Below are 25119 nucleotides of genomic sequence, written 5' to 3' on the forward strand. Positions count from 1 at the left end.
GGAAACGATAACAATGAAAAAAACTCTGTACCTCGCTCCCAGCGCAATCGCCGTTGCAGTCATGGCCTCCAGCCTCTCGGTCGGCGTTCAGGCCGCCGGTTTCGTCGAAGACGCCAAGGTCACCCTCGGCCTGCGCAACTACTACTTCAACCGTAACTACCTGAACGGCACCGACCCCGTGATCCGTGGCGAGCGCCAGGGTCAGGCCGAAGGCTGGACGCAGAACTTCATTCTCGATGCGCGCTCCGGTTTCACCGAAGGCACCGTTGGCTTTGGCCTGGACGTGCTCGGTCTGTACAGCATCAAGCTGGACGGCAATCGCGGCGCTGCCAACACCCAATTGATGCCGATCCACGACGACGGCCAGGCCGCCGACCAGTTTGGTCGTACTGCCGTTGCGGCCAAGGCCAAGCTCTCCAAGACCGAACTGAAAGTCGGTGAGTGGTTCGCCGTGCTGCCGATCCTGCGCGCTGACGACGGCCGTTCGCTGCCGCAAACCTTCCAGGGTGCGCAGCTGACTTCCAACGAGATCGACGGCCTGACCCTGTACGGCGGCCAGTTCTGGAAGAACAGCCAGCGCAACGATGCCAGCCGTGAAGACATGTCGTTCGGTGGCGTGAAGGGCGACGACTTCAACTTCGGCGGCGGTGAGTACCGCTTCAACGGCAACAACACCATGGTCGGCGTCTGGCATGCGCGCCTGGAAGACGTCTACCAGCAGAGCTACGTGCAGTTGACCCACAGCCAACCGGTCGGTGACTGGGTACTGGGTGCCAACCTGGGCTATGTCACCGGCAAGGAAGAAGGCGCGGCCAAGGCCGGCAACCTGGACAACAAGGTCTACCAGGGTGCGCTCTCCGCCAAGACCGGCAACAACACCTTCATGGTGGCCTACCAGCGCCTGAGCGGTGACACCAAGTTCATGCGCATCGACGGCGCCAGTGGCGGCACCCTGGTCAACGACGGCTTCACCAACAGCTACGACAACCCGGAAGAGCGCTCCTGGCAGATCCGCCATGACTACAACTTCGCCGGCCTCGGCATCCCGGGCCTGACCCTGATGAACCGTTACGTCAGCGGCTCCAACATCCACACCGGCGGCCGTACCGATGCTGAAGAGTGGGGTCGTGAATCCGAGCTGGCCTACACCATTCAGGAAGGCTCGCTGAAGAATCTGAGCATCCGCTGGCGTAACTCCGATGTGCGCCGTGACGTGGGCCAGGATCTGCACGAGAACCGCCTGATCATCAACTACCCGCTGTCGATTCTGTAAGCATCACGCAACATCGCTGCACAAGTGACTCCTAGTGTTACGGCACGTTCAGCCCGTCCTCGTGACGGGCTTTTTTTTGATGTGCAACTGTTCGAGGAAGTACCCCCATGCGCTGGATTATCGAACGTAGCGCCGACCTCAAGGTCGGGCACAAACTCCTGCTGGGCTTCTCACTGGTAATGCTGCTGACCCTGGCAGTCGCCCTGGGTGGCTGGCGCACCGCCAGCGAGATTCTCGGGCATGCCGCTCAGTCGCTCCAGGTGGCGGACCTCAAGCAACAGATCCTGCAACTGCGCTTGCAGGAGAAGGATTATCTGCTGGCGCCGCTGGCTGGCCATGAAGCAGCCATCGCCGAGCAACATGCGCGCATCGCCGCACAGCTGGCTGACTTGCCCACCGACGCCGAGCAACTCCAGCTGTTGCTGCACGGCAACGACGCCTATCTGCAGCAATTCACCCAACTGCGCGCGACGCAATCTCAGGCAAGCACGGCGCAAACCGGCATGGCGATACGCGCCGACGAAGCGCTGATCCAGTTCGAAATGGTCACCCAGGACCTGTTCAACCTGATTCGCGATCGATTGTTCGATGGCGAAACGGGCACGCAGAGCAGCGTCGACCAGGCCGAGGCGGCGGCGCGCCTGAGCCACACGCTGCTGCAGCTGCGCCTGGCGGAAAGCCAGTTCATCCGCAGCGGCGACAGCGCCGATATCGATCTCTGGCAAATGCGCTTCGCCAGCATGACCGAAGCGGCGCAGCAACTGCGCGCACAACTGGCGGCCCTGCAGCAGGCCTCCCTGGACGAGGCCCTGCGCGCACTCGACAGCTATCGCGAATCCTTCGAGCACTATCGCCACAGCCACGAGGCCGAACAGCGCAGTCGCAGCCAACTGGCCGATCTGGCGCAAGTCATGCTGCAACATGGCAACGACCTGCAGCAGCACCAGCAACGCACCATGCAAGCGGGCAACCGCACCTCCCTGCAAACCCTTGCCCTGCTCACGACTGCAGCGCTGCTACTGGCTCTGCTCGCCAGTTGGCTGATTCGCCGCCTGATCGTCGGGCCGCTGCAACACTGCCTGCTACTGGCCCAGCAGGTCGCGTCCGGCAATCTCAGTGGCAGTCACATCGCCGTGCGCCGTGATGAGGTCGGCCAGCTTCTGGGCGCCCTGCAAACCATGCGCGACCACCTGCGCGAACTGATCGAGCAGATCGGTGGCAGCGCGACACAGATTGCCGCTGCGGCAGAGCAACTCTCGGCAGTCAGCGAACAGACCCGCGCGGGGGTGCGCGAGCAGAGCGAAGAGTCCAGCCAGACGGCCTGCGCCATGCAACAGATGGTCACCAGCGTGCAGCAGGTCGCCGGTGATGCCGAGCAGGCATCGCAGGCCGCGCAACAGGCAGAATTGCAGGCCCGTGATGGCGACCGCCAGGTGCACCAGGTAGTCGAGCAGATCGAGCGCCTGGCCAGCGAGGTGGCGCATACCGGGCAGACCGTTGGCCTGGTGCAGGGCGAGAGCCAACGCATCGGCACTGTGCTGGATGTGATCAAGGCTGTCGCCGAGCAGACCAACCTGCTCGCGCTCAACGCCGCCATCGAAGCCGCACGCGCGGGTGAACAAGGCCGCGGTTTCGCTGTTGTCGCCGATGAAGTGCGCGCGCTGGCGCGCCGTACTCAGGACTCCGCCCGCGAGATCGAGGCGCTGATCAGCAGCCTGCAAAGCCGCGTACAGAGCGCCGTCGCCCAGACCCAGGCCAGCCAGACGCTGAGCCAGGACGCCATGAGCAGCGTCAAGCTGGCCGGGCAGAGCCTGATGCGCATCAATCAGGCGGTTGCACTGATCGAGCAGATGAACCAGCAGATCGCCAGTGCGGCCGAACAGCAGAGTGCGGTGGCCCTGGAGATCAACCGCAGCCTGGACAACGTACGCGGCATCGGCGAGCAAAGCGCCAGCGCCACCGAGCAGACCGCGCTATCGAGCGCCGAGCTGGCCAGGCTGGGCGGTGAATTGCAGCTGCGCATCGGCCGCTTTCGTACCTGAGGCCGAGGAACCGGCCTTTACGGCCGTAGGGTGGAAAACGCGCAGCTTGTCCACCATCGCTGCTCGTAAGCGAAGCAATCGCTACCCTTTCTCGGATTGAATCCGCACTACCCCGACAATAATTGACCGCTAACCGCACGACTTCCCCGGCGAATCATCCGACAGTGCTTGGCGCCTCGGCAGCCCCAACATAAAATCCGGAACCAGGTTCCAATAAATAGCACATGCGGAGATCTGCCATGGCCAACGCCCCACTCGACTGCGACCTGCTGGTGGTCGGCTCCGGCGCGGCCGGGCTGGCGGCTGCCGTCAGCGCCGCGCACCTGGGCAAACGGGTAATCCTGGCGGAGAAGGACGCCGTGCTGGGTGGTGCCACCGCCTGGTCCGGCGGCTGGCTGTGGGCGCCGCGCAACCCCCTGGCCCAGCGCGCTGGCATCGTCGAGGATATCGAGCAGCCGCGCACTTACCTGCGTAACGAACTCGGCGAGCATTACCGTCCCGAACTGGTGGACGCCTTTCTGCAGCACTGCCCCGATATGGTGGCGTTTTTCGAGCAGCACACTGCCCTGCAGTTCGTCGACGGCAACGGCATCCCCGACATGCACGGCGACACGCCCGGCGCTGCCACCGGCGGCCATCAGGTCATCGCAGCGCCCTACGATGGCCGCGAAGTGCTCGACCTGCTGCCACATCTGCGCAAGACCATGCGCGAGACGTCCTTCATGGGCATGCCGATCATGGCTGGCGCCGATCTCGCCGCCTTCCTCAACATGACGCGTTCGCCCAGGGCTCTGCTGTACGTCATCCGCCGTTTTACCACCCATCTGTATCACCTGGCCCGCTACGGACGGGCCATGCACCTGGTCAACGGCGTGGCGCTGGTCGCCCGCCTGGCGCGCTCGGCGCAGGACCTGGGTGTGCAGATGATGGTGTCCACGCCCGCGCAGCGCCTGATCATCGAAGACGGCAACATATGCGGTGCCGTGGTGCTGCACGCTGGTGAAGAAACTACTATCCGGGCCAAAGCGGTGGTGCTGGCTGCCGGCGGTTTTCCCAACGATCCTGAGCGGCGTAAGGCAATGTTCCCGCGCGATGCCAGCGGCCATGACAACCTCGCCCTGCCGCCAGCCAGTTGCTCCGGCGACGGCCTGCGCCTGGGCGAATCAGCGGGTGGCTATGTGGCCGACGACCTGCGCTCGCCAGTGGCCTGGGCGCCGGTATCGAAGGTGCCCTACGCCGACGGCAGCGTCGGCCACTTTCCGCACATCATCGACCGCGGCAAGCCCGGCATCATCGGCGTGCTGCAAAACGGCAAGCGTTTCGTCAACGAGGCAGGCGGTTACTACGACTATATCGACGCCATGCTCAAGGCCATTCCCGAGGATCAGCAAGCCTGCTCCTGGCTGATCTGCGACCACCGCTTTCAACGCCGCTACGGCCTTGGCTTCGCTCGCCCGGCGCCAGTACCGCTGTGGCCACATATCCGCAACGGTTACCTCAAGCGCGGCCACAGCCTCGAAGCACTGGCGCAGGCCTGCGGCATCGACCCGTTCGGGCTCGTGGCCACCGTCGACGAGTTCAACCAGCATGCGCGCCGTGGCGAAGACCCACTGTTCGGCCGTGGCAGCACCGCGTTCAACCGTCGCAGTGGCGATGCCCAGCACAACGGTCCGAACCCCTGCGTAGCCCCTATCGAGCATGGCCCCTTCTATGCCGTGAAAGTACAACCGGGCTGCTTCGGCACCTTTGCCGGGCTACGCACCGATGGCCATGCGCGCGTACTTGATGGTGTCGGCCAGCCTATCCCCGGCCTGTATGCCGCCGGTACGGACATGGCCAGCCCACTGGGCGGGCACTACCCCTCGGGTGGCATCAACATTGGTCCGGCGCTGACCTTTGGCTATATCGCTGGACGTCACGCGGCTGCGGTCTGATATGGGCCAGCCATGGATGGCAGGCATAAAAAAGCGCCGCCCGGATGCGTGGTCCGGGCAGCGCTGTATCGCTCGTACGAATCAGTCTTCCAGCGATTCCACGCCCAATTCGTCCCAGACTTCCTCGGCCAGGTGGAAGGTGGCGTTGGCCGCCGGGATACCGCAGTAGATCGCGCTCTGCATGAGCACTTCCTTGATCTCGTCGCGGGTCACACCATTGTTCTTCGCCGCGCGCAGGTGCAGGCGCAGCTCACCCTCACGGTTCATGCCGATCAGCATGGCGATGGTGATCAGGCTGCGGGTATGACGCGGCAGGCCGGGACGCGTCCAGATATCGCCCCAGGCGTGACGGGTGATCATCTCCTGGAACTCACTGTTGAACGGCGTGAGTTTCTCCAGGCTGCGGTCGACATGGGCGTCGCCCAGCACCGCGCGGCGCACCTGCATGCCGGCTTCGTAGCGTTGTTTTTCGTCCATTGCATCACTCCGGGTAAGCATCGGTGCGCACAGCGCACCCTACCGTAAGGTGCGCCGTGCGCACCGATGGTTTCACTGGTTCAGGAAATCCAGCAGCGCCTGGGTAAAGGCCACGCCGGCCTCGACGTTGGACAGGTGCGCGGCGTGGAACTCCACCAGCTTCGCACCCTCGATGCGCTGCTGCATGAAGCGACCGTGCTCGACAGTGGTCACCGGATCGAGGCTGCCGCAGACGATCAGCGTTGGCGACTGGATATCTGCAAGCTGCTCGCGAAAATCGGCATCGCGCACCGCTGCACAGTTGGCGGCGTAACCTTCGGGCGAAGTCTGCGCCAGCATGCCGACGATGGGCTCGACCTGCTGCGGCTGCGCGGCGGCGAAACCGGCGGTGAACCAGCGTGAGATCGAGGCATCGCGCAGGTCACGCATGGCCTGCGCGCCGCCGGCCAGCACGCTTTCAATACGCGGGTTCCACACCTCCGGCGCGCCGATCTTGGCGGCGGTATTGCACAGCACCAGGCGTGCGATACGCTCGGGCGCGTTGAGCGCCAGCCACTGGCCGATCAGCCCGCCCATGGACAGCCCACAGAAATGTGCCTTGGCGATATCCAGCGCATCGAGCAGAGCCAGCACGTCGCGGCCCAGTTGCTCGATGCTGTAGGGCCCTTCAGTCACCAGCGACTGGCCATGGCCGCGGGTGTCGTAGCGCAGCACCTGGAAATGACGGGTCAGCGCTGGCATCTGCACGTCCCACATATGCAGGTCGGTGCCGAGGGAGTTGGACAGCACCAGCACCGGCGCGCCGGCCGGGCCTTCGAGCTGGTAGTTGAGGTCGCCATCGGCGAGACGTACGGCAGGCATGGATAACTCCTAACGCGAAAATTGCGTGTGTTCGGCGACGGCCCGCTGCACCCAGCGGCGGGCCTGTCCCAGGTAATGGGCCGGATCGAGCAGGCGCTCCAGCTCGGCGGCGGACAGCTCTGCGCTGACCTCGGCATTGGCGCCGAGCACCGCGCGCAGGTGCACACCCTGCTGCACCGCCTGGCGGCAACACTGCTCGACCAGATGATGGGCGGCGTCGCGACCGATGCGCTGGGCCAGGGCGATGCTCACCGCCTCGGCCAACACCAGGCCCTGGGTCAGTTCGAGGTTGGTGCGCATGCGCGCCGCGTCCACTTCCAGCCCCGGCACCGCCAGCTGCGCCTGCTGCAGCGCACCGGAGACCAGGCAGCACAGCTCCGGCAGGGTTTCCCACTCGGCATGCCACAGGCCGAGGCTGCGCTCGTGCTCCTGCGGCATGGCGGCCAGCATCGTCGCCACCAGGCCCGGCGCGCGAGTAGCGGCGCCGATCAGCACCGCGGCACCCACCGGGTTGCGCTTGTGCGGCATGGTCGACGAGCCGCCTTTGCCCGGCGCGGAAGGCTCGAACACCTCGCCGGCTTCGGTCTGCATCAGCAGGCTGAGGTCGCGGCCGAGTTTGCCCAGGCTGCCGGCGATCAGCCCGAGCAGGCTGGCGAATTCCACCAGGCGGTCGCGCTGGGTGTGCCAGGGCTGCTCGGGCAGGGTCAGCTGCAACTCGGCGGCCAGCGCCTCGGCCACCGGCCAGGCTTGCTCGCCGAGCGCCGCCAGGCTACCCGAGGCGCCGCCGAACTGCAGGCACAGCAGGCGCGGCTTGAGCTCGGCGAGGCGCTGACGATGGCGGGTGATGGCGCCGAGCACGCCGGCCAGCTTCATGCCCAGGGTCACCGGGGTGGCCTGCTGCAGCCAGGTGCGTCCGGCCAGCGGCGTGTCGGCATGCCGCTCGGCCTGCGCCGCCAGGGCATCGGCCAGGGTGGCGAGATCGCTTTCGATCAGGTCGATAGCGGCGCGCAGCTGCAGCACCAGGCCGCTGTCCATGGCGTCCTGGCTGGTGGCGCCGAGATGCACGTAGCGCTCGGCCTCGGCATCGCTGGCGGCGATACGTTTACCGAGGGCCTTGACCAGCGGAATCGCCGAGTTGCCGGCGGTAGCGATGGCCTGGGCCAGCGCCGGGTAATCGTAGAGCTCAGCTTTACAGGCGGCCTCGATGGGCGCCACGGCCTCGGCGGGGATCAGCCCCGCAAGTGCCTCGGCCCGCGCCAGCGCGGCCTCGAAGTCGAGCATGCCCTGCACCCGGCCGGCGTCGCAGAAAATCGCGCGCATGGCCGGGGCGGTGAAATAGGCATCGAAAAGTTGGTTGCTCACGAGCGAAACGCTCCTGGAAGAAATATACGGCTAAGTGTGGCATCAACCGGCGGTGGTAAGCACAGCGCGTAGGATGGGCTAAAACGGATCGCCACCCGACCCACCCTACAGATGTCATTCACACCCGCTCAATCGCCAGCGCCAAACCCTGCCCCACGCCCACGCACATGGTCGCCAGACCAAGCTTGCCGCCGGTCTTCTCCAGGTGATGCACGGCGGTCAGTACCAGGCGGTTGCCGCTCATGCCCAGCGGGTGGCCGAGGGCGATGGCGCCGCCGTTCGGGTTGACCTTGGGGCTGTCGTCCGGCAAACCGAGGTCGCGGATCACGGCCAGGCCTTGAGCGGCGAAGGCTTCGTTCAGCTCGATCACGTCGAACTGCTCGACGTTCAGGTTCAGCCGCGCCAGCAGCTTGCGCACCGCCGGTACCGGGCCGACGCCCATGATGCGTGGCGCCACGCCGCCGCTGGCCATGCCCAGCACCTTGGCGCGCGGCTTGAGGCCGTACTTCTGAACGGCTTCGGCAGAGGCCAGAATCATCGCCGAGGCGCCATCGTTGAGGCCCGAGGCGTTGCCGGCGGTGACGGTCTTGCCTTCGCCATTGACCGGCTTGAGCTTGGCCAGGCCTTCGGCGGTGGTGTCGGCACGCGGGTGCTCGTCACGGTCGACGACGATCTCGCCCTTCTTGGTCTTGATCACTACCGGGACGATTTCCTCGGCGTAGTAACCGCTCTCCTGAGCCGCCGCCGCACGCTGCTGGCTGCGCAGGCCGAAGGCATCCTGATCGGCGCGGCTGACGCCGTAGTCCTCGGCGACGTTGTCACCGGTGACCGGCATCGGGTCGACGCCGTACTGCGCTTTCATCAACGGGTTGACGAAGCGCCAGCCCAGGGTGGTGTCTTCCAGCTTCTGGCCACGGCCAAAGGCGCTGTCGGCCTTGCCCATCACGTAGGGGGCGCGGGTCATGGACTCGACGCCAGCAGCGATGGCCAATTCCATCTCACCCGAGGCAATGGCGCGGAAGGCAGCACCGACCGCCTCCATGCCCGAGGCGCAGAGGCGATTGAGGGTCACGCCCGGCACCGTTTCCGGCAGGCCGGCGAGCAGCAGCGCCATGCGCGCCACGTTGCGGTTGTCCTCGCCGGACTGGTTGGCGCAGCCCATGAACACTTCATCGACGGCAGACCAGTCGACCTGCGGGTTGCGCTCGACCAACGCCTTGAGCGGAATCGCCGCCAGGTCGTCGGCGCGCACCGCCGACAGCGCGCCATTGAGGCGGCCAATCGGCGTGCGGATGGCGTCGCAGATGAAAACGTCGCGGCTCATTCTTCACCTCCGGCCTGGCCGTGGGCGGCGGCGGTGCGCGCTTCCAGGTCACGCAGTGCAGCCAGCTCCTCGGCAGTCGGCGCCTCGGTAGTGGTCACGCTGTCGGCGAAGCGAATCTGCCAGCCGGTGTTCTCGATCACCTGCTCGCGGGTCACACCCGGGTGCAGCGAAGTGACGATGAATTCGTTGGTGCCGGCTTCCGGCTCCATGATGCACAGGTCGGTGATGATCGCCACCGGCCCGTCGCCCGGCAGGCCCAGGCGCTTGCGGTGGTCGCCGCCCTCGCCGTGGCCGACCGAAGTGATGAAGGCCAGCTTGTCGACGAAGGTGCGGTGGCCCTGCTTGAGGATGATCAGCACTTTCTTCGCACTGCCGGCGATTTCCGGCGCGCCACCGGCACCCGGCAAGCGCACTTTCGGCGCGTGGTAGTCGCCGATCACGGTGGTGTTGATGTTGCCGTACTTGTCGACCTGGGCGGCGCCAAGGAAGCCGACATCGATACGCCCGCCCTGCAGCCAGTAGCGGAAGATCTCGCCAGTCGGCACCACGGTGTCGGCGGTTTCGGCCAGCTCGCCGTCACCGATGGACAGCGGCAACACGCTCGGCTTGGCGCCAATCGGGCCGGATTCATAGATCAGCACCACTTCCGGTGCATGGGTCAGGCGCGCCAGGTTGGCGGCCTTGGACGGCAGGCCGATGCCGACGAAGCACACGCTGCCATTGCCGAGGCGGCGAGCGGCAGCCACGGTCATCATTTCATTGGTGTTGAATGCGCTCATCACTTGGCCTCCCCATTCACTTTCGCCTGGTACTGCGCAAAATCCTCGGTGCCACGGATGTACTCATCGATCCAGGCGGTGAAGGTGTCGCGGCCACGGGCAATCGGGTCCCAGGCCTGGTAGAAGCGGTTGTCACGCTCGTAGTAGCCATGGGCGTATGACGGATGGGCACCGCCGGGCACCACGCAGACCGCACTGATGGCCCAGGTCGGCAACACGCAGGCGTTCATCGGCGCCTGCAGGTCGTCGACGATTTCCTCGACCGTGACGATGCAGCGCTTGGCGGCCAGGGCGGCTTCCTTCTGCACGCCAAGGATGCCCTGGATCAGCACGTTGCCCTTGCGGTCGGCCTTTTGCGCGTGGATCACGGTGACGTCCGGACGCACGCTGGGGATCGCGGCCAGCTTCTCGCCAGTGAACGGGCATTCGATGAACTTGATCTCCGGGTTGACCTTGACCAGGTCGGAGCCCTGGTAACCGCGCAGCACGGCGAACGGCAGGTTGGAGGCACCAGCGACGTAGGCGTTGGCCATGGCGGCGTGGCTGTGCTCGCTGATTTCCAGCTTGTGCGGCCAGTGCTTCTCGACCGCGTCGCGCAGGCGGTGCAGCGAACCGACGCCGGGGTTGCCGCCCCAGGAGAAGGTCAGCTTGCGCGCACAACCGGCGCCGATCAGCAGGTCGTAGACCAGGTCCGGGGTCATGCGCACCAGGTGCAGGTCTTTCTTGCCCTGGCGGATCAGCTCATGAGCGGCAGCAGTGGGAATCAGGTGGGTGAAGCCTTCGAGGGCGACGCAATCGCCGTCCTGGACATGGCGCGAAATGGCGTCGCGCAGCGTGATGATGTCGGCCATCGTATTGTTCTCGTCAGGTTGCAGGCGCCACCGAAGCGAGCGCGGTGGATACCTGCCACATTAAAAACTGACCCTGAAGAGAACAATCCGATAATCGCCATATAGGGCGATTATCGAACACCTTCGAACACCTACACCGCGCGGAACAACTGCCCGCTCAACTCTCGACTGGCCGACAACATCAGCGGCAGGTAACGCTTCTCCAGCTCGCTGACCGGCACACGACCGGCGTGGGTGCTGACGTTCATCGCCGCCAGCACGTGGCCGGCCGAGTCGTATACCGGCACTGCCAGCGAACGCAGGCCCTGCTCCAGCTCCTGATCGACGACGCACCAGCCCTGATGGCGCACGCGCTGCAGGCATTCCCACAGCGCTTCGGGGGTGTGCAGGGTGCGACTGGTCTTGGGCTGCAGCTCGGCGTGAGCCAGGTAGTCCTGCAGTTGGTCGTCGTCCAGCGCGGCCAGCAGGATGCGCCCCATCGACGTGCAGTAGGCCGGCAGGCGGCTGCCGACGCTCAGGTCCACCGAGATCAGCCGCTGCGGAATCGCCGAGCGGGCGATGTAGAGCACCTGCTCGCCTTCCAGGGTGGCCAGGTTGCAGGCCTCGTGTAGTTGCTCGCTCAAGCGGTCGAGATAGGGCTGGGCGGACACCGCCAGCGGCGTCGACGACAGGTAAGCGTGCCCCAGAGTCAGCACCTTGGGCAGCAGCGAATAGGTGCGCCCGTCGGTGGTGACGTAGCCCAGCTTCATCAGCGAGTACAGACAGCGGCGCACCGCGGCGCGGGGAATCTCGGTACGGTGGCTGATCTGCGCGATGGTCAGGTGGCGCTTGCGCTCCTGAAAGGCGTTGATCACCGCCAGGCCACGGGCCAGGGAAGTCATGAAGTTGGGGTCGCCAGCGAACTCTTCGATACGCTTGGCCGGCGATACGTAGGGCGGCGGAGCAAGACTGGTAAGCGGCGGACGGGTTTCGCTCATGATGACTCCGAAACGGCGATGAACAGCACCTGGCGATTATCGAACCCTTGTGCGGTAATCGCAAACATGCTGAGCGAAACAGCGAACGACACTTCTGTAGCCCGGATGCAATCCTGGGCCATCGTGTCAGTCATTCCCGGATTTCATCCGGGCTACGAGGCTCAATACCCTTGCCGCCGCCCAGCCCCGGCCGTTACGGTCAGGTACCCCTCGGGGCGCGGGCGGGGTTCGCCACTGCTTACGCGAGCAGCCCGCGGAATTCGATGAAGCCGATCAGCGCACTGATAGTGAAGAACGCCAACACGGTCGCCCCGACCAGCGCCGCCGCGCAACGTTCCTCGAGGCCGAAGCGCTGGCCCATTATCGGGTAGATGCTCAGCATCGGCGCACTGGCGAACAGCACCCCGGCCACCAGCATGTGCGGCTCGATACCGGGCATCAGCATCAGTGCGGTGAACACCGCCAGCGGGTGCAACAGCAGCTTGGCCAGGCTGATTTGCGCCACCTCGCGCCACACGCCATTGGCCTTCATGCCGTACAGGGTGCCGCCGATGACGAACAGCGCCACCGGCGCCGAGGCACTGGCCAGCATGTCGATGGGCCGGCTCAGCAGGGTCGGCAGGTCGATCCCCAGCAACGAGACAACCAGGCCCAGACTGATACCGATGATGATCGGATGCTTCAGCAGGCGCTTGAGGGTTTCACCCAGCACCGCCCACTTCGACTGCGCCTGCTGCTGCCCGCCCTCGGCGAGCATCAGGGCCAGGGGGATCATCAGCAGGTTTTCCACCAGCATGCCCAGGGCCAGCGCCACGGCAGCTTGCTCGCCCAGCACCGTAAGCGCGATCGGGTAACCGATGAAACCGCTGTTGGACACCGACACGCCAAGGGCCATGATCGCGCTGCGCGACACGCCCTGCCGGCGCAACCCGAAGGCCACGGTAAAACCGATGGCGAAGATCGCCAGCGAGCCCAGGGCATAGGCGCCCATGTACGGCACGTTGAGCACCTCACTCAGCGGCCGCTTGGCCAGGGCGTTGAATACCAGGGCGGGCAGGGCGAAGGTGATGACGAAGGTGCCCATGCCGCGCAGTTGTTCGCGGTTGACCAGACCACCCCGTACCGACACGAAACCCAGACCGATCAGGATGAAAATCGGTGCGGTAATGCTGAGTACGGCTAACACGCGACGCAGTTCTCCACAGAGCTGGACAGTTGCTGCAAACGGCTGCGGGTGCGGCTGAAATCGCTGGTGCCGATACCGGCGCACACCTGCTCCAGGCTCGACTCGCTGGCGAGCAGCAGGACCACCCCACTGTCGTAGGCAACATCGATGAAATTGATCACCCGCTGCTGCACATCCAGTGACAGCCGATGCAGCGGCGGAACGTTACTGACGGCGACGCAAGCGAGATGCTCGCACAACCACAGGTAATCCGCGGTCGATGACGGCACCTCGAACAGCGCCGAAAAATCCAGCCAGATCCCCTGCCCGCTTCGCCCCCGCAGGGCGAACGAGCGGCGGTTCAGTTCCAGCTCGCCGCCCTCGCCCGCCACGATCTGCAAGGCGCGGCACAACAGGCTGTCGGCCCGCTCGGCAGGCGCCTGGATGAAGCGCCCCCAATCGTGCCGGGTGCGCTGGCGATAGTCTTCGCCGGCGTCCAGTTCGAGTAGCTGGCAATGGCGCTGCAGCAACGCGATGAACGGCCTGAAGCGTACATGATAGAGCGGGTTCGGGCACAGCCTGGCCGGTGCGAAATTGGACGTGAACACCAACGCCACGCCTTCACGCAGCAGGCATTCGAGCAGGCGCCCGAGGAGAATGGCGTCGCCGATGTCGTGCACATGGAATTCATCGAAGCACAGCAGGCGCGCTTCGCCGGCCAGGTCGGTGGCGACCCGGGCCAGCGGCTCGGGCTGGCCGCTGTAGGCGTTCAGGCGCTGTTGCAGCTCCTGGAGAAAACCGTGCACGTGCACCCGGCGCTTGTTCGCCACCGGCGCGGCGGCGAACAGGCAATCCATGACGAAGCTCTTGCCGCGCCCGACACCGCCCCACAGGTAGACACCCGCAGCCGGACGCCGCCAGCGCCGCTTGGGCGCCAGCTGCGCGCCCAGCCAGTCGGCAAGTTGGGCGATGGCCCGCTGCTGGGCGGGGTCGGCGCGAAAGCCCCGGGCCGCCAGCTCGCGGTCGAAGTGACGGCGCACCGCCTCGGCGGGCGCCACCGGGTCAGAAGTCAAAGAACACTGTCTCGCCGTCCCCCTGGATACGGATATCGAAACGGTAGGCCGGCTTGCCGTCCACCTCGCAGCGCTTGGCGATCAGCGTCTCACGGCGTTGCGGCTGCTCGATCAGGTTGAGCACCGGGTCCTTGGCGTTGGCCTCGGCCTCGTCCTCGAAATACAGGCGAGTGTTGAGGTGAATATTGATGCCACGGGCGAACAGCGCGACGTTGACGTGCGGCGCCATCGGCACGCCAGCGGCGTTGTGCACCACGCCCGGCTTGACCGTATAGGCGGTCCACTCGCTACCGGCATCGAAGGTGGTGGCGGTACGGCCGAAACCGTTGAACGGCTTGGACTGGTCGTACTCCTCGTCGTACCGGCCCTGATGGTCGGCCTGCCACAGCTCGAGAAAGGCGTCGCGCACCAGGTGGCCGTTGCCGTCATAGACATGGCCAACCAGCACGATGTGCTCGCCGGGCGCGTCGGGCCCCGCCATCTGATTCCAGATTTCCTGCTCACGGGTCGGGTTGCCGGCAGCGGCGAGGGCCAGGCCGATGTGCACGTAAGGGCCGGCGGTTTGAGAAGGGGTTTCCGGCAGCAGTTCAACAGGCATGGTCATCCCTCCTTATTTGTTCTCGAAATGGGTTTGGCGTTGGCCACGCAGCACGATATCGAAACGGTAGGCCAGGCAGTCCATGGGGTTGGCCGTGCTCATGTCCAGCTTGGCGATCAGCGTCTGCACCGCGTCCGGGTTGGCGATCGACTTGACGATCGGGCACAGCGGGATCAGCGGATCGCCCTCGAAATACAGTTGAGTGATCAGACGCGTGGCGATCGACGGGCCGTTGAGCGAGAAGTGGATATGCGCCGGGCGCCAGTCGTTGGGGCCATTGCGCCAGGGGTAGGGGCCGGGCTTGATGGTGCGGAAGATATAGCGACCTTCGCTGTCGGTCAGCGCGCGGCCGACGCCGCCAAAGTTGGGGTCGAGCGGCGCCAGGTAGCGGTCGTTCTTGTGGCGGTAGCGGCCGCCGGCGTTGGCCTGCCACATCTCCACCAGGGTATGCGGGATCGGCTTGCCGTACTGATCCATCACCCGCCCGGAAACGATGATGCGCTCGCCGATGGGCAGGCCACCGTTGTTGAAGTTGAGCAGCAGGTCGTTGTCGTGCTCACCACGCTTGAGGTGCGAGAAGTCCGGGCCGGTGGTTTCGGAAATCGACTGCGGGATGCTTACCAACGCCTGACGCGGCGAGCGGGCGATGGAGGTCTTGTAATCGGGCGTCAGGGCTTTGGGGTGCCAGTTGCGGTCACGAATGACGAAACGGCGATTGTCCTCGGCAGGCATGGTGCGCTCCTGTTGTGAGTATTGTGGAGTCGACCTGGGATCAGGCTGAAACACAGTTTCCGACAAAGCAGACGCGGGGAATATTGAAAAGACGCCGTCTATCCATAACCAAATGGTTATGAAAAAAGCCCTTCGCGGTAGGCTTCGGCCACCTCACGCAGCGCCGCGCAGAACTGCTCGGCGGCCAGCGGCAGGGCCAGCGCGCTGTTGCGGCAGATGCCCACCGAGCCGCCTGGTTCCTGCACGCCCAGCTGCAGCTCGACCAGCTCGCCGCGCTGCACGTCCAGGCACACCGCGTCCTGCGGCGCCACCCACAGCGCATCGCCGGACAGCACGTAGCGCCGACTCAGCGCCGGCGACAGGGTTTCCAGGCGCTGCCGCGAAGGCGTCACCCCGCACTGCACGAACAGGCTGTCGGCATGCTTGCGGATGGTGGTGCCGGCCGTCGGCAGCACCAGTGGGTAATCGCCAAGCTGTCCCAGCGCGGCGGCGCCGGCAGCCAGCAGTGGATGACCGGGACGCACCACCAGACTCATCGATTCGCTGTACAGGTGCTCGAAGGTCAGACCCTGGATGTCCGGGCTGTCAGTCATGCGCCCGACCACCAGATCCAGCTCGCCAACGCGCAACTGACCGAGCAGGTAGGCACCCGGTCCGGTGGCGACGCTGACCACCAGCGCCGCGTGACGCTGATGCAGACGCCGCACCACCTCGGGAATCAGCAGGCTCTCTACCGTAGAAAGCACGCCGACTCGCACCTGGCCGGCCTCGTGCTCACCCTCGCGCAGGCTGTTCACCCCATCGCGCAGCGCCTGCACGCAGGGCCCGGCGTAACGCATAAAGGCTACGCCGGCGGCCGTCAGGGTCACGCCACTCTTGCTGCGCTCGAACAAACTGGCGGCGAGAATCTCCTCCAGTTCCTTGAGCGTCTTGGAAATCGCCGGCTGGCTGATCGCCAAGGCATCGGCCGCCTTGGCGAAACTGCGCTGGCGGGCGATCTCGAGAAAGCACAGCAGGTGACGGAATTTGATACGGGTGTCGATGTTCATCGCGGGCACCGAAAACAGATGCCCGCGATGATGCCGCAAAGCACAGGCCTGGCACAGACGACAATTGGCAGGTTGGTCACTTTGGTCGCACTTGGCTGACCGAGGGGTCAGCTCTATGCTGCACCTTTTTTGTGCGAGCCTGCCTGATGTCTCTGTCCGATCTGCTGCTGTTAGCCCTCGCCGGTTTCGCCGCCGGAGGTATGAATGCCCTGGCTGGCGGTGGCACCTTTTTCTCCTTCCCCGCCCTGCTCGCCGCCGGCCTACCACCGGTGACCGCCAATGCCACCAACGCGGTGGCATTGTGGCCGGCCAGCCTGGCTGGTGCGTGGGCAGCGCGTGCCTCGTTGCGGCCGCTGGGTCGTTATCTGCTTCCACTGCTGTTGGCCGGTCTGGCCGGCGGTCTGCTGGGCGGTCTGTTGCTGCTGGCGGGTGGCGACGACGTTTTCCGCGTGCTGATCCCCTGGCTGCTGCTAGCGGCCACCGCACTGTTCGCCGCCAGCCCCTGGCTGGGTCGCTGGCTATCCGAGCGGCGCAAGAACAAGACATCCGTACATCCGCCGCATACGCCGATGTCGCTGGGCGCGCATATCAGCGTGTCAATCTATGGCGGCTACTTCGGCGCCGGCATGGGCATCCTGCAGCTCGCCGCATTCTCCATCGAAGGTCACCCGCTGGCCCGTGCCAACGCACTGAAGAACCTGATCTCGGCGGTGATCTACAGCATCGCCACGCTGACCTTCGTCATCGCCGGCCGGGTCAGCTGGTACGAGTTGGCCGTCCTGCTAACTGGCGCCACCATCGGCGGTTACGCTGGCGGCGCATTGGGCGAGAAGCTGCCGCCGGCACTGCTACGCAGCTTCGTCATTCTGGTCGGTAGCACGATGACCCTGTATTACTTCTGGAGCACCTACTTCGCCGCCTGAAAATCACGGCACTCCCGCAGCTGGGCATCCCAGGCGCCTTCCGTAGGAGCGGCTTCAGCTGCGAATTTCGCGGATAAATCCGCTCCTACAGAGAGCAGCTTTCAACGCCTTTCAATTGCTCCCTGCAAGGCCCACTGATTTGCCCGAGTGGCCTAGCTCTGCTAGTGTCGCGCGGTTTCCAAGCTGCCCGAGACTCGCCGCCATGGCCCGCAAGAAAGCCGCCCCCGACTTCGAACACTCCCTCGCCGAGTTGCAGACTCTGGTCGAGCGCCTGGAGAGCGGCGAGCTGTCGCTGGAAGACTCGCTGACTGCTTTCGAGCAGGGCATCGGCCTGACCCGTGAATGCCAGGCCGCCCTGGCTCAGGCCGAGCAGAAGGTGCAGATCCTCCTGGAACGCGATGGCGAGCTGGAGCCGGCTCCCTTCGACGCGGACCCGACCGCATGATCAAGGCCTACCAGGCGAGCTGCCAGGCACGGGTCGACGCCGCCCTCGAGCCGCTGTTCCAGCCTCCCCGTGCCGAGCTGCAGCGTCTGTACGAGGCGATGCGCTACAGCGTGATGAACGGCGGCAAGCGCGTGCGCCCGCTGCTGGTGTATGCCGCCTGCGAAGCGCTGGATGGCAATCTCGATCGCGCCGATGGCGCCGCCTGCGCGGTGGAGCTGATCCACGCCTATTCCCTGGTGCACGACGACCTGCCGGCGATGGACGACGACGATCTGCGCCGCGGCCAACCCACCACTCACAAGGCCTTCGACGAGGCCAGTGCCATCCTCGCCGGTGACGGCCTGCAGAGCCTGGCCTTCGAGGTGCTCGCCGACCGCCGGCGCAACCCGCAGGACGCCGAAGTGCGTCTGCAGATGATCGATGCCCTGAGCAGCGCAGCTGGGCCGGCCGGCATGGTTGGCGGCCAAGCCATCGACCTCGGCTCGGTGGGGCAGCAGCTCGACCAGGCGGCGCTGGAAACCATGCACCGGCACAAGACCGGCGCGCTGATCGAAGCCAGCGTACTGCTCGGCGCCCTGGCCAGCGGCAACGCCGACGAACTCAGCCTCAAGGCACTGCTGCAGTACGCCCGCGCCGTCGGTCTGGCCTTCCAGGTGCAGGACGACATTCTCGACGTGGAGAGCGACACCGCCACCCTGGGCAAGACCCAGGGCAAGGACGAGGCCAACGACAAGCCCACCTACCCCGCCCTGCTCGGCCTCGACGCAGCCAAGGACTATGCCCTGGAACTGCGCGACCAGGCCCTGCACGTGCTGCGCCCGTTCGGCAGCCAGGCCGAGCCGCTGCGCGAACTGGCGCGCTATATCGTCGAACGGCGCAGCTAGCAGGTAAGCGCTGGTGCGCACGGCGCACCCTACGCTCGGCATCATCATTGGCATCTATGTCGGCATGATCGCCGCATAAGGCTTGCTTTACCCCTGCGACCAGCCTCCTAAGATGGCTCCATAACGACAAGACGTCTGGAGCCGCCATGCCCTTCCCCGCCCTGCTGATCGCCAACCGTGGCGAGATCGCCATTCGCATCGCCCAGGCCTGCGCCGACCTCGGTATCCGCAGCGTGGCGGTATACGCCGAGGACGACAGCGCCTGCCTGCACACGCGAAAGGCCGACCTGGCCGTGGCGCTGGCTGGACGCGGCCCGACGGCCTATCTGGATATAGATCAGCTCATTGCCATCGCCCGCGAGCAGGGCTGTGCAGCCATACACCCAGGCTATGGTTTCCTCGCCGAGAACGCTGAGTTCGCACGCCGCTGCCAGGCGGTCGGATTGACCTTCGTCGGCCCGACGCCCGAAACCCTGCAACTGTTCGGCGACAAGGCCGCCGCCCGTGATCTCGCCCAGCACTGCGACGTACCACTGGTGCCCGGCATCAACCAGGCGGTGACGCTGGAGCAGGCCGCCGCCTTCCAAGCCGAACACGGCAGCGTGATGCTCAAGGCCCTGGCCGGCGGTGGCGGGCGCGGCATGCGTGCAGTGGACGATCCGGCGCAACTGGCCGAGGCCTTTACCCGCTGCGCCTCCGAGGCTCAGGGCGCCTTCGGCAGTGGCGCGCTGTACGTGGAAAAGCGCGTGCGCCGCGCCCGGCATATCGAAGTGCAGGTGCTCGGTGACGGCAGCGGCGCGGTCAGCCATCTGTGGGAGCGCGACTGCAGCCTGCAACGCCGCCACCAGAAGCTGGTGGAGATCGCGCCCAGCCCAGATATGGATGCGTCCACCCGTGACGCCATCATCGCCAGCGCCCTGCGCCTGGCGGCCGAGGTGCAGTATCGCGGCATCGGCACCTTCGAGTTCCTCCTCGACCTAGACCAGCCAGGGCGCTTCTATTTCATGGAAGCCAACCCGCGCGTGCAGGTGGAGCACACCGTCACCGAGCAGGTCACCGGTGTCGACCTGCTGCAAACGCAACTGCACCTGGCCGCCGGCAAAAGCCTGGCCGAGCTGAACCTGCTCACGCCACCGGCGACCAAGGGCTATGCCGTGCAGGTGCGCCTGAATCTGGAAAGCCTGCACGCCGATGGCAGCGCGCGCCCGGCCAGCGGCGCGCTCAGCGCCTACCAGCCGCCCAGCGGCCCCGGTCTGCGAGTGGATGGCTGCGGCTATGCCGGCTACGCCATCAGTCCGGCCTACGATTCGTTGATCGCCAAGCTGATTGCCAGCGCCAGCGATTACCCCGGCGCCCTGCGCCGCGCCTACCGAGGGCTGTGCGAGTTCCGCCTCGACGGCGTGGCGAGCAACCTGCACCTGCTGCAGAACCTGCTGCAATGCGAGGCGGTGATCGCCAACCAGGTCGACACTACTTATGTCGAGCGTCACCTGGGCGAGTTGCTGGCCGCTCGCGAGCAGGCCCATCCACACCGCTACTTCGCCACTGACACCGCGCTGCACAACGCCAAGGCCACTGTCGACGCCCCGCCCGGCACCCTGGCCCTGACCGCCGCCAGCGCCGGCGTGCTGGTCAGCCTGGCGGTGGCCGAAGGCGACGCCGTGGCCGCAGGCCAGCGCGTCGCCGTGCTGGAAGCGATGAAGATGGAATTCGAGGTCAAGGCCGAGCACAGCGGCATCGTCCGTGCGCTGGCCGTGGTACCCGGTGACGCCATCGGTGAGGGCCAGGCGCTGGCGTTCCTGGAACCTGCCGAGGTGGATGGCCTCGCCGAGCATGGCGAGCAGGCGGTCGACCTGGCGCATATCCGCGCCGACCTGGCCGAAGTGCTGGAACGCCACGCGCGCCTGACAGACGCGCGCCGTCCCGAAGCCGTGGCGAAAAGGCGCAAGACCGGTCAGCGCACCGTGCGGGAAAACCTCGCGGACCTGCTCGATGCAGACAGCTTTATCGAATACGGCGCCATGGCACTGGCCGCCCAGCGTCGTCGACGCTCCCCCGAGGAACTGCTGGAGCTGAGTCCGGCCGATGGCCTGGTCGCCGGCATCGGCACGGTGAACGCCGAGCGATTCGGCAGCGAGGCCGCGCGATGCATGGCCATCGCCTACGACTACACGGTATTCGCCGGCACCCAGGGCGTTATGAACCACAAGAAGACCGACCGCATGCTGGCCCTGGCCGAGCAATGGCGCCTGCCGGTGGTGCTGTTCGCCGAAGGCGGCGGCGGGCGGCCGGGGGATACCGACTTCGTCGGCGTGGCCGGGCTGGACTGCCACACCTTCGTCGCCATGGCCAGGCTCTCCGGCCTGGTACCGACGGTGGGTGTCGTCTCCGGTCGCTGCTTCGCCGGCAACGCGGCGCTGCTCGGCTGCTGCGATGTGATCATCGCCACGCGTAACGCCAGCATTGGCATGGCCGGCCCGGCGATGATCGAAGGTGGCGGCCTCGGCAGCTTCACCCCCGAACAGGTCGGCCCGACCAGCGTGCAGGGCCCCAACGGGGTGATCGATGTGCTGGTGGAGGACGAAGCCGCAGCGGTCGCCGTGGCCAAGCAGTACCTGGGGTATTTCCAGGGCCCTGTGAGCGACTGGCAGTGCAGCGATCCCCGCGAGCTGCGCCAGGTGATCCCGGAAAACCGCCTGCGTGTGTACGACATCCGCAAGGTGATCGAACTGCTGGCCGACGAGGGCAGTGTGCTGGAGCTGCGCCGTCAGTTCGCACCCGGTCTGATCACCGCGTTGATCCGCATCGAGGGCAAGCCCTTCGGCCTGATCGCCAACAATCCCGCGCACCTGGGCGGCGCCATCGATGCCGTGGCCGGCGATAAGGCCGCACGCTTCCTGCAACTGTGCGAAGCCCATGACCTGCCCATCGTCTCGCTGTGCGACACCCCCGGTTTCATGGTCGGCCCGGAGGCGGAGAAGCAGGCCACGGTGCGCCACGTTTCGCGCCTGTTCGTCACCGCCGCCAGCCTCACGGTGCCTTTCTTCACCCTGGTGCTGCGCAAGGGTTACGGCCTCGGTGCCCAGGCCATGGCCGCCGGCAGTTTCCATTCGCCGCTGTTCACTGCCGCCTGGCCCAGCGGCGAGTTCGGCGCCATGGGCCTGGAGGGTGCCGTGCGCCTGGGCTTCGCCAAGGAACTGGCAGCCCAGCCGGACGAGGCTGCGCGTCAGGCGCTGTTCGACAAGCTGGTGGCCAAGGCCTACGACAACGGCAAGGCTCTGAACATGGCCAGCTATCTGGAGATCGACGCCGTGATCGATCCGGCCGACAGCCGCGCCTGGTTGCTGCGCGGTCTCAATGCGGCGCCACGACCGCTTCGGCGCGATGGCAAGAAACGTCCCTTCATCGACACCTGGTAAGGACATCGCCATGCATATCGATCACCGCCTGCTCGCCGTCAACGGCATTGAACTCAGCCTGTACAACGCCGGCCCCGAGCACGGCAAGCCGGTGTGGCTGCTGCATGGTTTTCCCGAGTGCTGGTACGCCTGGCATCCGCAGATCGAGGCACTGGCCGCCGCCGGCTATCGCGTGTTCGCCCCGGAAATGCGCGGCTACGGCGCCAGCAGCGCACCGGCCGATCCGACGGCCTATGACCTGCTCACCCTATGCGGCGATATCCAGGCGGCGATGGACATGCTCGGCCAGGGCGAGGTAGCGGTGGTCGGCCACGACTGGGGCGCGCCGGTGGCCTGGCATCTGGCGCTGCTGGAGCCCGAGCGGGTCAAGGTGCTCGGGGCGCTGTCGGTGCCCTTCGGCGGCCGGCCGAAACGCCCGGCCATCGAGATGATGCGCGAGGCCTATGCCGGGCGCTTTCACTACATCCTCTACTTCCAGCAACCGGGGCTGGCCGAGGCCGAACTGGACGACGACATCGGCCGCAGCCTGCGCCTGCTGCTTGGCGGCCTGGGCGATGCCCTGCTGGCAGCGGACAAGCCGGCCGATGCGCGGCTGTTCGATGGCATGCCGGACGACCTGCCGCTGCCACCCTGGTGCAGCGAGGCGATGTTCGCCCACTACCTGCGCACCTTCGAGCGCCACGGCTTTCGCGGCGCGCTGAACTGGTACCGCAACTTCGAGCGCAACTGGCAACGCAGCGAGCATCTGGCGTGTCTGCAAATCACGCAGCCGACGCTGTTCCTGCTCGGGGAGAATGACCCGGTGGGCCGCTTCGAGGCACCGACGCTCAAGCGCATGGGCGACAAGGTGCCGCACCTGGAACGCCACGACCTGCCCGACGCAGGCCACTGGCTGCAGGCCGAATGCGGCGAGCGGGTCAGCGCCCTGCTGCTGGACTTCCTCGCACGAAACTACCAGTAACGGCGATATGGACAGCGGATTGGGCTGTTTTCCTGGCATCAGGTAAACTGCCGCATCTTTTACGCCTATAACGATTCGCCTGATGCCGACCACTTTCCACGAGATCCCCCGCGAGCGCCCGTTGACGCCGCTGCTCGACAGCGCCAACACGCCCGACGAACTGCGCCGCCTGGCCGAAGCGGACCTGGAAACCCTCGCCGACGAACTGCGCCAGTACCTGCTCTACAGTGTCGGCCAGAGCGGCGGGCACTTCGGTGCCGGGCTCGGCGTGATCGAGCTGACCATCGCCCTGCACTACGTCTTCGACACCCCCGACGACCGCCTGGTGTGGGACGTCGGCCACCAGGCCTACCCGCACAAGATCCTCACCGGCCGCCGCGAGCGCATGGGCAGCCTGCGCCAGAAGGACGGCCTGGCCGCCTTCCCGCGCCGTAGCGAGAGCGAGTACGACACCTTCGGCGTCGGCCACTCCAGCACCAGCATCAGCGCAGCGCTGGGCATGGCCATCGCTGCTCGCCTGAAGGGCGAGAAGCGCAAGAGCGTAGCGGTGATCGGTGACGGCGCACTGACCGCCGGCATGGCCTTCGAGGCGCTCAACCACGCTACCGACGTCGGCGCCAACATGCTGGTGATCCTCAACGACAACGACATGTCGATCTCCAAGAATGTCGGCGGCCTGTCCAACTACCTGGCCAAGATCATCTCCAGCCGCACCTACGCCAGCATGCGCGAGGGCAGCAAGAAGATCCTCTCGCGCCTGCCCGGCGCCTGGGAAATCGCGCGCAAGGTCGAGGAACACGCCAAGGGCATGCTGGTACCCGGTACCCTGTTCGAGGAATTGGGCTGGAACTACGTCGGCCCCATCGACGGCCATGACCTGCCGACCCTGCTCGCCACATTGCGCAATATGCGCGATCTGGACGGCCCGCAGTTTCTCCATGTGGTGACCAAAAAGGGCAAGGGCTTCGCCCCGGCCGAGGCCGACCCCATTGGCTACCACGCCATCACCAAGCTGGAACCGGTAACCCCGGTCGCCGCCCCGAAGAAGCCAAGCGGCCCGAAATACTCCAACGTGTTCGGCCAGTGGCTGTGCGACATGGCCGCAGCCGATAACCGCCTGGTTGGCATCACCCCGGCGATGAAGGAGGGCTCCGACCTGGTGGCCTTCGCCGAGCGCTTCCCCGAGCGCTACTTCGATGTGGCGATTGCCGAGCAGCACGCCGTGACCCTGGCCGCCGGCATGGCCTGCGAAGGCGCCAAGCCGGTGGTGGCGATCTACTCCACCTTCCTCCAGCGCGCCTATGACCAGTTGATCCACGACGTGGCCGTGCAGCACCTCGACGTGCTGTTCGCCATCGACCGCGCCGGCCTGGTGGGCGAAGACGGCCCGACCCATGCCGGCAGCTTCGATATCTCCTACCTGCGCTGCATCCCCGGCATGCTGGTGATGACCCCGAGCGACGAGAACGAGCTGCGCCGCATGCTCAGCACCGGCCACCTGTTCGACGGCCCGGCGGCGGTGCGCTACCCACGCGGCAGCGGCCCCAACGCGCCGCTCGATGCTGGCCTGGAGCCACTGGAAATCGGCAAAGCCGTAGTGCGCCGCCAGGGTAAGGGCGTTGCCCTGCTGGCCTTCGGCGTGCAACTGGCCGAAGCCTTGCGCGTGGGTGAGACAATGGACGCCACGGTGGTCGACATGCGTTTCGTCAAACCGCTGGACGAAGCGCTGCTGCGCGAGCTGGCGAGCAGCCACGCGCTGCTGGTGACCATTGAGGAGAACAGCATCATGGGCGGCGCCGGCAGCGCGGTCGGCGAGTTCTTCGCCGCCGAGAACCGCCAGGTGCCGATGCTCCATCTGGGCCTGCCGGACTACTATGTCGAACACGCCAAACCGAGCCAGATGCTGGCCGAGTGCGGCCTCGACGAAGCCGGTATCGAACACGCAGTACGCCAACGCCTGAACTTGCTACAGCCCTGATCTGACGCCCTG

22 protein-coding genes are annotated in these 25119 nt (G+C 66.1%); 9 read left to right on the plus strand and 13 right to left on the minus strand.

Annotated elements, in window-relative coordinates; genetic code table 11:
* Positions 1 to 13: 13 nt before the first annotated feature.
* From JWV26_RS06395 to JWV26_RS06405, 3 genes are all read left to right on the plus strand, one after another.
* Positions 14 to 1273 carry an OprD family porin gene (locus JWV26_RS06395; protein WP_206418658.1) on the plus strand — a complete coding sequence of 420 codons (1260 nt, stop codon included), beginning with the start codon at positions 14 to 16 and terminating at the stop codon, positions 1271 to 1273.
* A 107-nt stretch (positions 1274 to 1380) separates the two neighbouring features.
* Positions 1381 to 3315 carry a methyl-accepting chemotaxis protein gene (locus JWV26_RS06400; protein ID WP_206418659.1) on the plus strand — a complete coding sequence of 645 codons (1935 nt, stop codon included), beginning with the start codon at positions 1381 to 1383 and terminating at the stop codon, positions 3313 to 3315.
* 239 nt (positions 3316 to 3554) lie between these two features.
* Positions 3555 to 5249: an FAD-dependent oxidoreductase gene (locus tag JWV26_RS06405; RefSeq protein ID WP_206418660.1), complete on the plus strand. Its 1695-nt coding sequence runs from the start codon at positions 3555 to 3557 to the stop codon at positions 5247 to 5249.
* Positions 5250 to 5330: 81 nt separating this feature from the next.
* Here the strand turns inward: JWV26_RS06405 and pcaC are convergent, their stop codons facing one another.
* From pcaC to pcaQ, 13 genes are all read right to left on the minus strand, one after another.
* On the minus strand, positions 5331 to 5726 hold the full coding sequence (gene pcaC / locus JWV26_RS06410; protein ID WP_017675537.1) for a 4-carboxymuconolactone decarboxylase: 396 nt from the start codon (positions 5724 to 5726) through the stop codon (positions 5331 to 5333).
* Between the two features lie 72 nt (positions 5727 to 5798).
* Entirely contained in the window at positions 5799 to 6587 is a 789-nt protein-coding gene (pcaD, locus tag JWV26_RS06415) for a 3-oxoadipate enol-lactonase (protein WP_206418661.1), read from the minus strand.
* 9 nt (positions 6588 to 6596) lie between these two features.
* Positions 6597 to 7949, minus strand: a complete 1353-nt coding sequence (locus tag JWV26_RS06420) for a 3-carboxy-cis,cis-muconate cycloisomerase (protein ID WP_206418662.1) — start codon at positions 7947 to 7949, stop codon at positions 6597 to 6599.
* A 118-nt stretch (positions 7950 to 8067) separates the two neighbouring features.
* Positions 8068 to 9273 (minus strand): 3-oxoadipyl-CoA thiolase, encoded by a 1206-nt coding sequence (gene pcaF / locus JWV26_RS06425; RefSeq protein ID WP_206418663.1) that lies wholly within the window; start codon positions 9271 to 9273, stop codon positions 8068 to 8070.
* Complete coding sequence (locus tag JWV26_RS06430) at positions 9270 to 10052, minus strand: CoA-transferase subunit beta (protein WP_206418664.1); 783 nt, start codon at positions 10050 to 10052, stop codon at positions 9270 to 9272. The genes pcaF and JWV26_RS06430 overlap by 4 nt, the downstream gene beginning before the upstream one ends.
* Entirely contained in the window at positions 10052 to 10903 is an 852-nt protein-coding gene (locus JWV26_RS06435) for a CoA transferase subunit A (protein ID WP_072424474.1), read from the minus strand. Before JWV26_RS06435 ends, JWV26_RS06430 begins: the two co-directional genes overlap by 1 nt.
* 131 nt (positions 10904 to 11034) lie before the next feature.
* Positions 11035 to 11880: an IclR family transcriptional regulator gene (locus JWV26_RS06440; protein ID WP_072424475.1), complete on the minus strand. Its 846-nt coding sequence runs from the start codon at positions 11878 to 11880 to the stop codon at positions 11035 to 11037.
* Positions 11877 to 12014 (minus strand): hypothetical protein, encoded by a 138-nt coding sequence (locus JWV26_RS06445; protein WP_206418665.1) that lies wholly within the window; start codon positions 12012 to 12014, stop codon positions 11877 to 11879. Before JWV26_RS06445 ends, JWV26_RS06440 begins: the two co-directional genes overlap by 4 nt.
* Positions 12015 to 12118: 104 nt before the next feature.
* Positions 12119 to 13066 carry an AEC family transporter gene (locus JWV26_RS06450; protein WP_072424476.1) on the minus strand — a complete coding sequence of 316 codons (948 nt, stop codon included), beginning with the start codon at positions 13064 to 13066 and terminating at the stop codon, positions 12119 to 12121.
* Positions 13060 to 14103 carry a cell division protein ZapE gene (zapE, locus tag JWV26_RS06455; RefSeq protein WP_206419182.1) on the minus strand — a complete coding sequence of 348 codons (1044 nt, stop codon included), beginning with the start codon at positions 14101 to 14103 and terminating at the stop codon, positions 13060 to 13062. The genes JWV26_RS06450 and zapE overlap by 7 nt, the downstream gene beginning before the upstream one ends.
* Before the next feature lie 4 nt (positions 14104 to 14107).
* Positions 14108 to 14716, minus strand: a complete 609-nt coding sequence (gene pcaG / locus JWV26_RS06460; protein ID WP_206418666.1) for a protocatechuate 3,4-dioxygenase subunit alpha — start codon at positions 14714 to 14716, stop codon at positions 14108 to 14110.
* A gap of 12 nt (positions 14717 to 14728) precedes the next feature.
* Positions 14729 to 15448 carry a protocatechuate 3,4-dioxygenase subunit beta gene (gene pcaH / locus JWV26_RS06465; protein WP_072424479.1) on the minus strand — a complete coding sequence of 240 codons (720 nt, stop codon included), beginning with the start codon at positions 15446 to 15448 and terminating at the stop codon, positions 14729 to 14731.
* A 116-nt stretch (positions 15449 to 15564) separates the two neighbouring features.
* Complete coding sequence (pcaQ, locus tag JWV26_RS06470; protein ID WP_206418667.1) at positions 15565 to 16497, minus strand: pca operon transcription factor PcaQ; 933 nt, start codon at positions 16495 to 16497, stop codon at positions 15565 to 15567.
* Positions 16498 to 16643: 146 nt separating this feature from the next.
* On the opposite strand from pcaQ, the gene JWV26_RS06475 reads away from it, so the two are divergent.
* From JWV26_RS06475 to dxs, 6 genes are all read left to right on the plus strand, one after another.
* Positions 16644 to 17420 (plus strand): sulfite exporter TauE/SafE family protein, encoded by a 777-nt coding sequence (locus tag JWV26_RS06475; RefSeq protein WP_206418668.1) that lies wholly within the window; start codon positions 16644 to 16646, stop codon positions 17418 to 17420.
* A gap of 202 nt (positions 17421 to 17622) precedes the next feature.
* The gene (locus JWV26_RS06480) at positions 17623 to 17865 is read left to right on the plus strand and encodes an exodeoxyribonuclease VII small subunit (RefSeq protein ID WP_003244024.1); all 243 of its coding nucleotides are present in this window, start codon (positions 17623 to 17625) and stop codon (positions 17863 to 17865) included.
* A complete protein-coding gene (locus tag JWV26_RS06485; RefSeq protein ID WP_003244023.1) occupies positions 17862 to 18749 on the plus strand; it encodes a polyprenyl synthetase family protein in 888 nt (295 codons plus the stop codon). Before JWV26_RS06480 ends, JWV26_RS06485 begins: the two co-directional genes overlap by 4 nt.
* A 146-nt stretch (positions 18750 to 18895) precedes the next feature.
* Positions 18896 to 22168, plus strand: coding sequence for a carboxyl transferase domain-containing protein (locus tag JWV26_RS06490; RefSeq protein WP_206418669.1), 3273 nt, complete (start codon positions 18896 to 18898; stop codon positions 22166 to 22168).
* A gap of 10 nt (positions 22169 to 22178) precedes the next feature.
* Complete coding sequence (locus tag JWV26_RS06495; RefSeq protein WP_206418670.1) at positions 22179 to 23129, plus strand: alpha/beta fold hydrolase; 951 nt, start codon at positions 22179 to 22181, stop codon at positions 23127 to 23129.
* An 82-nt stretch (positions 23130 to 23211) separates the two neighbouring features.
* Positions 23212 to 25107 carry a 1-deoxy-D-xylulose-5-phosphate synthase gene (gene dxs / locus JWV26_RS06500; protein ID WP_206418671.1) on the plus strand — a complete coding sequence of 632 codons (1896 nt, stop codon included), beginning with the start codon at positions 23212 to 23214 and terminating at the stop codon, positions 25105 to 25107.
* Positions 25108 to 25119 lie beyond the last annotated feature (12 nt).

This window comes from Ectopseudomonas toyotomiensis, from assembly GCF_017167985.1.
Lineage (GTDB): Bacteria > Pseudomonadota > Gammaproteobacteria > Pseudomonadales > Pseudomonadaceae > Aquipseudomonas > Aquipseudomonas toyotomiensis.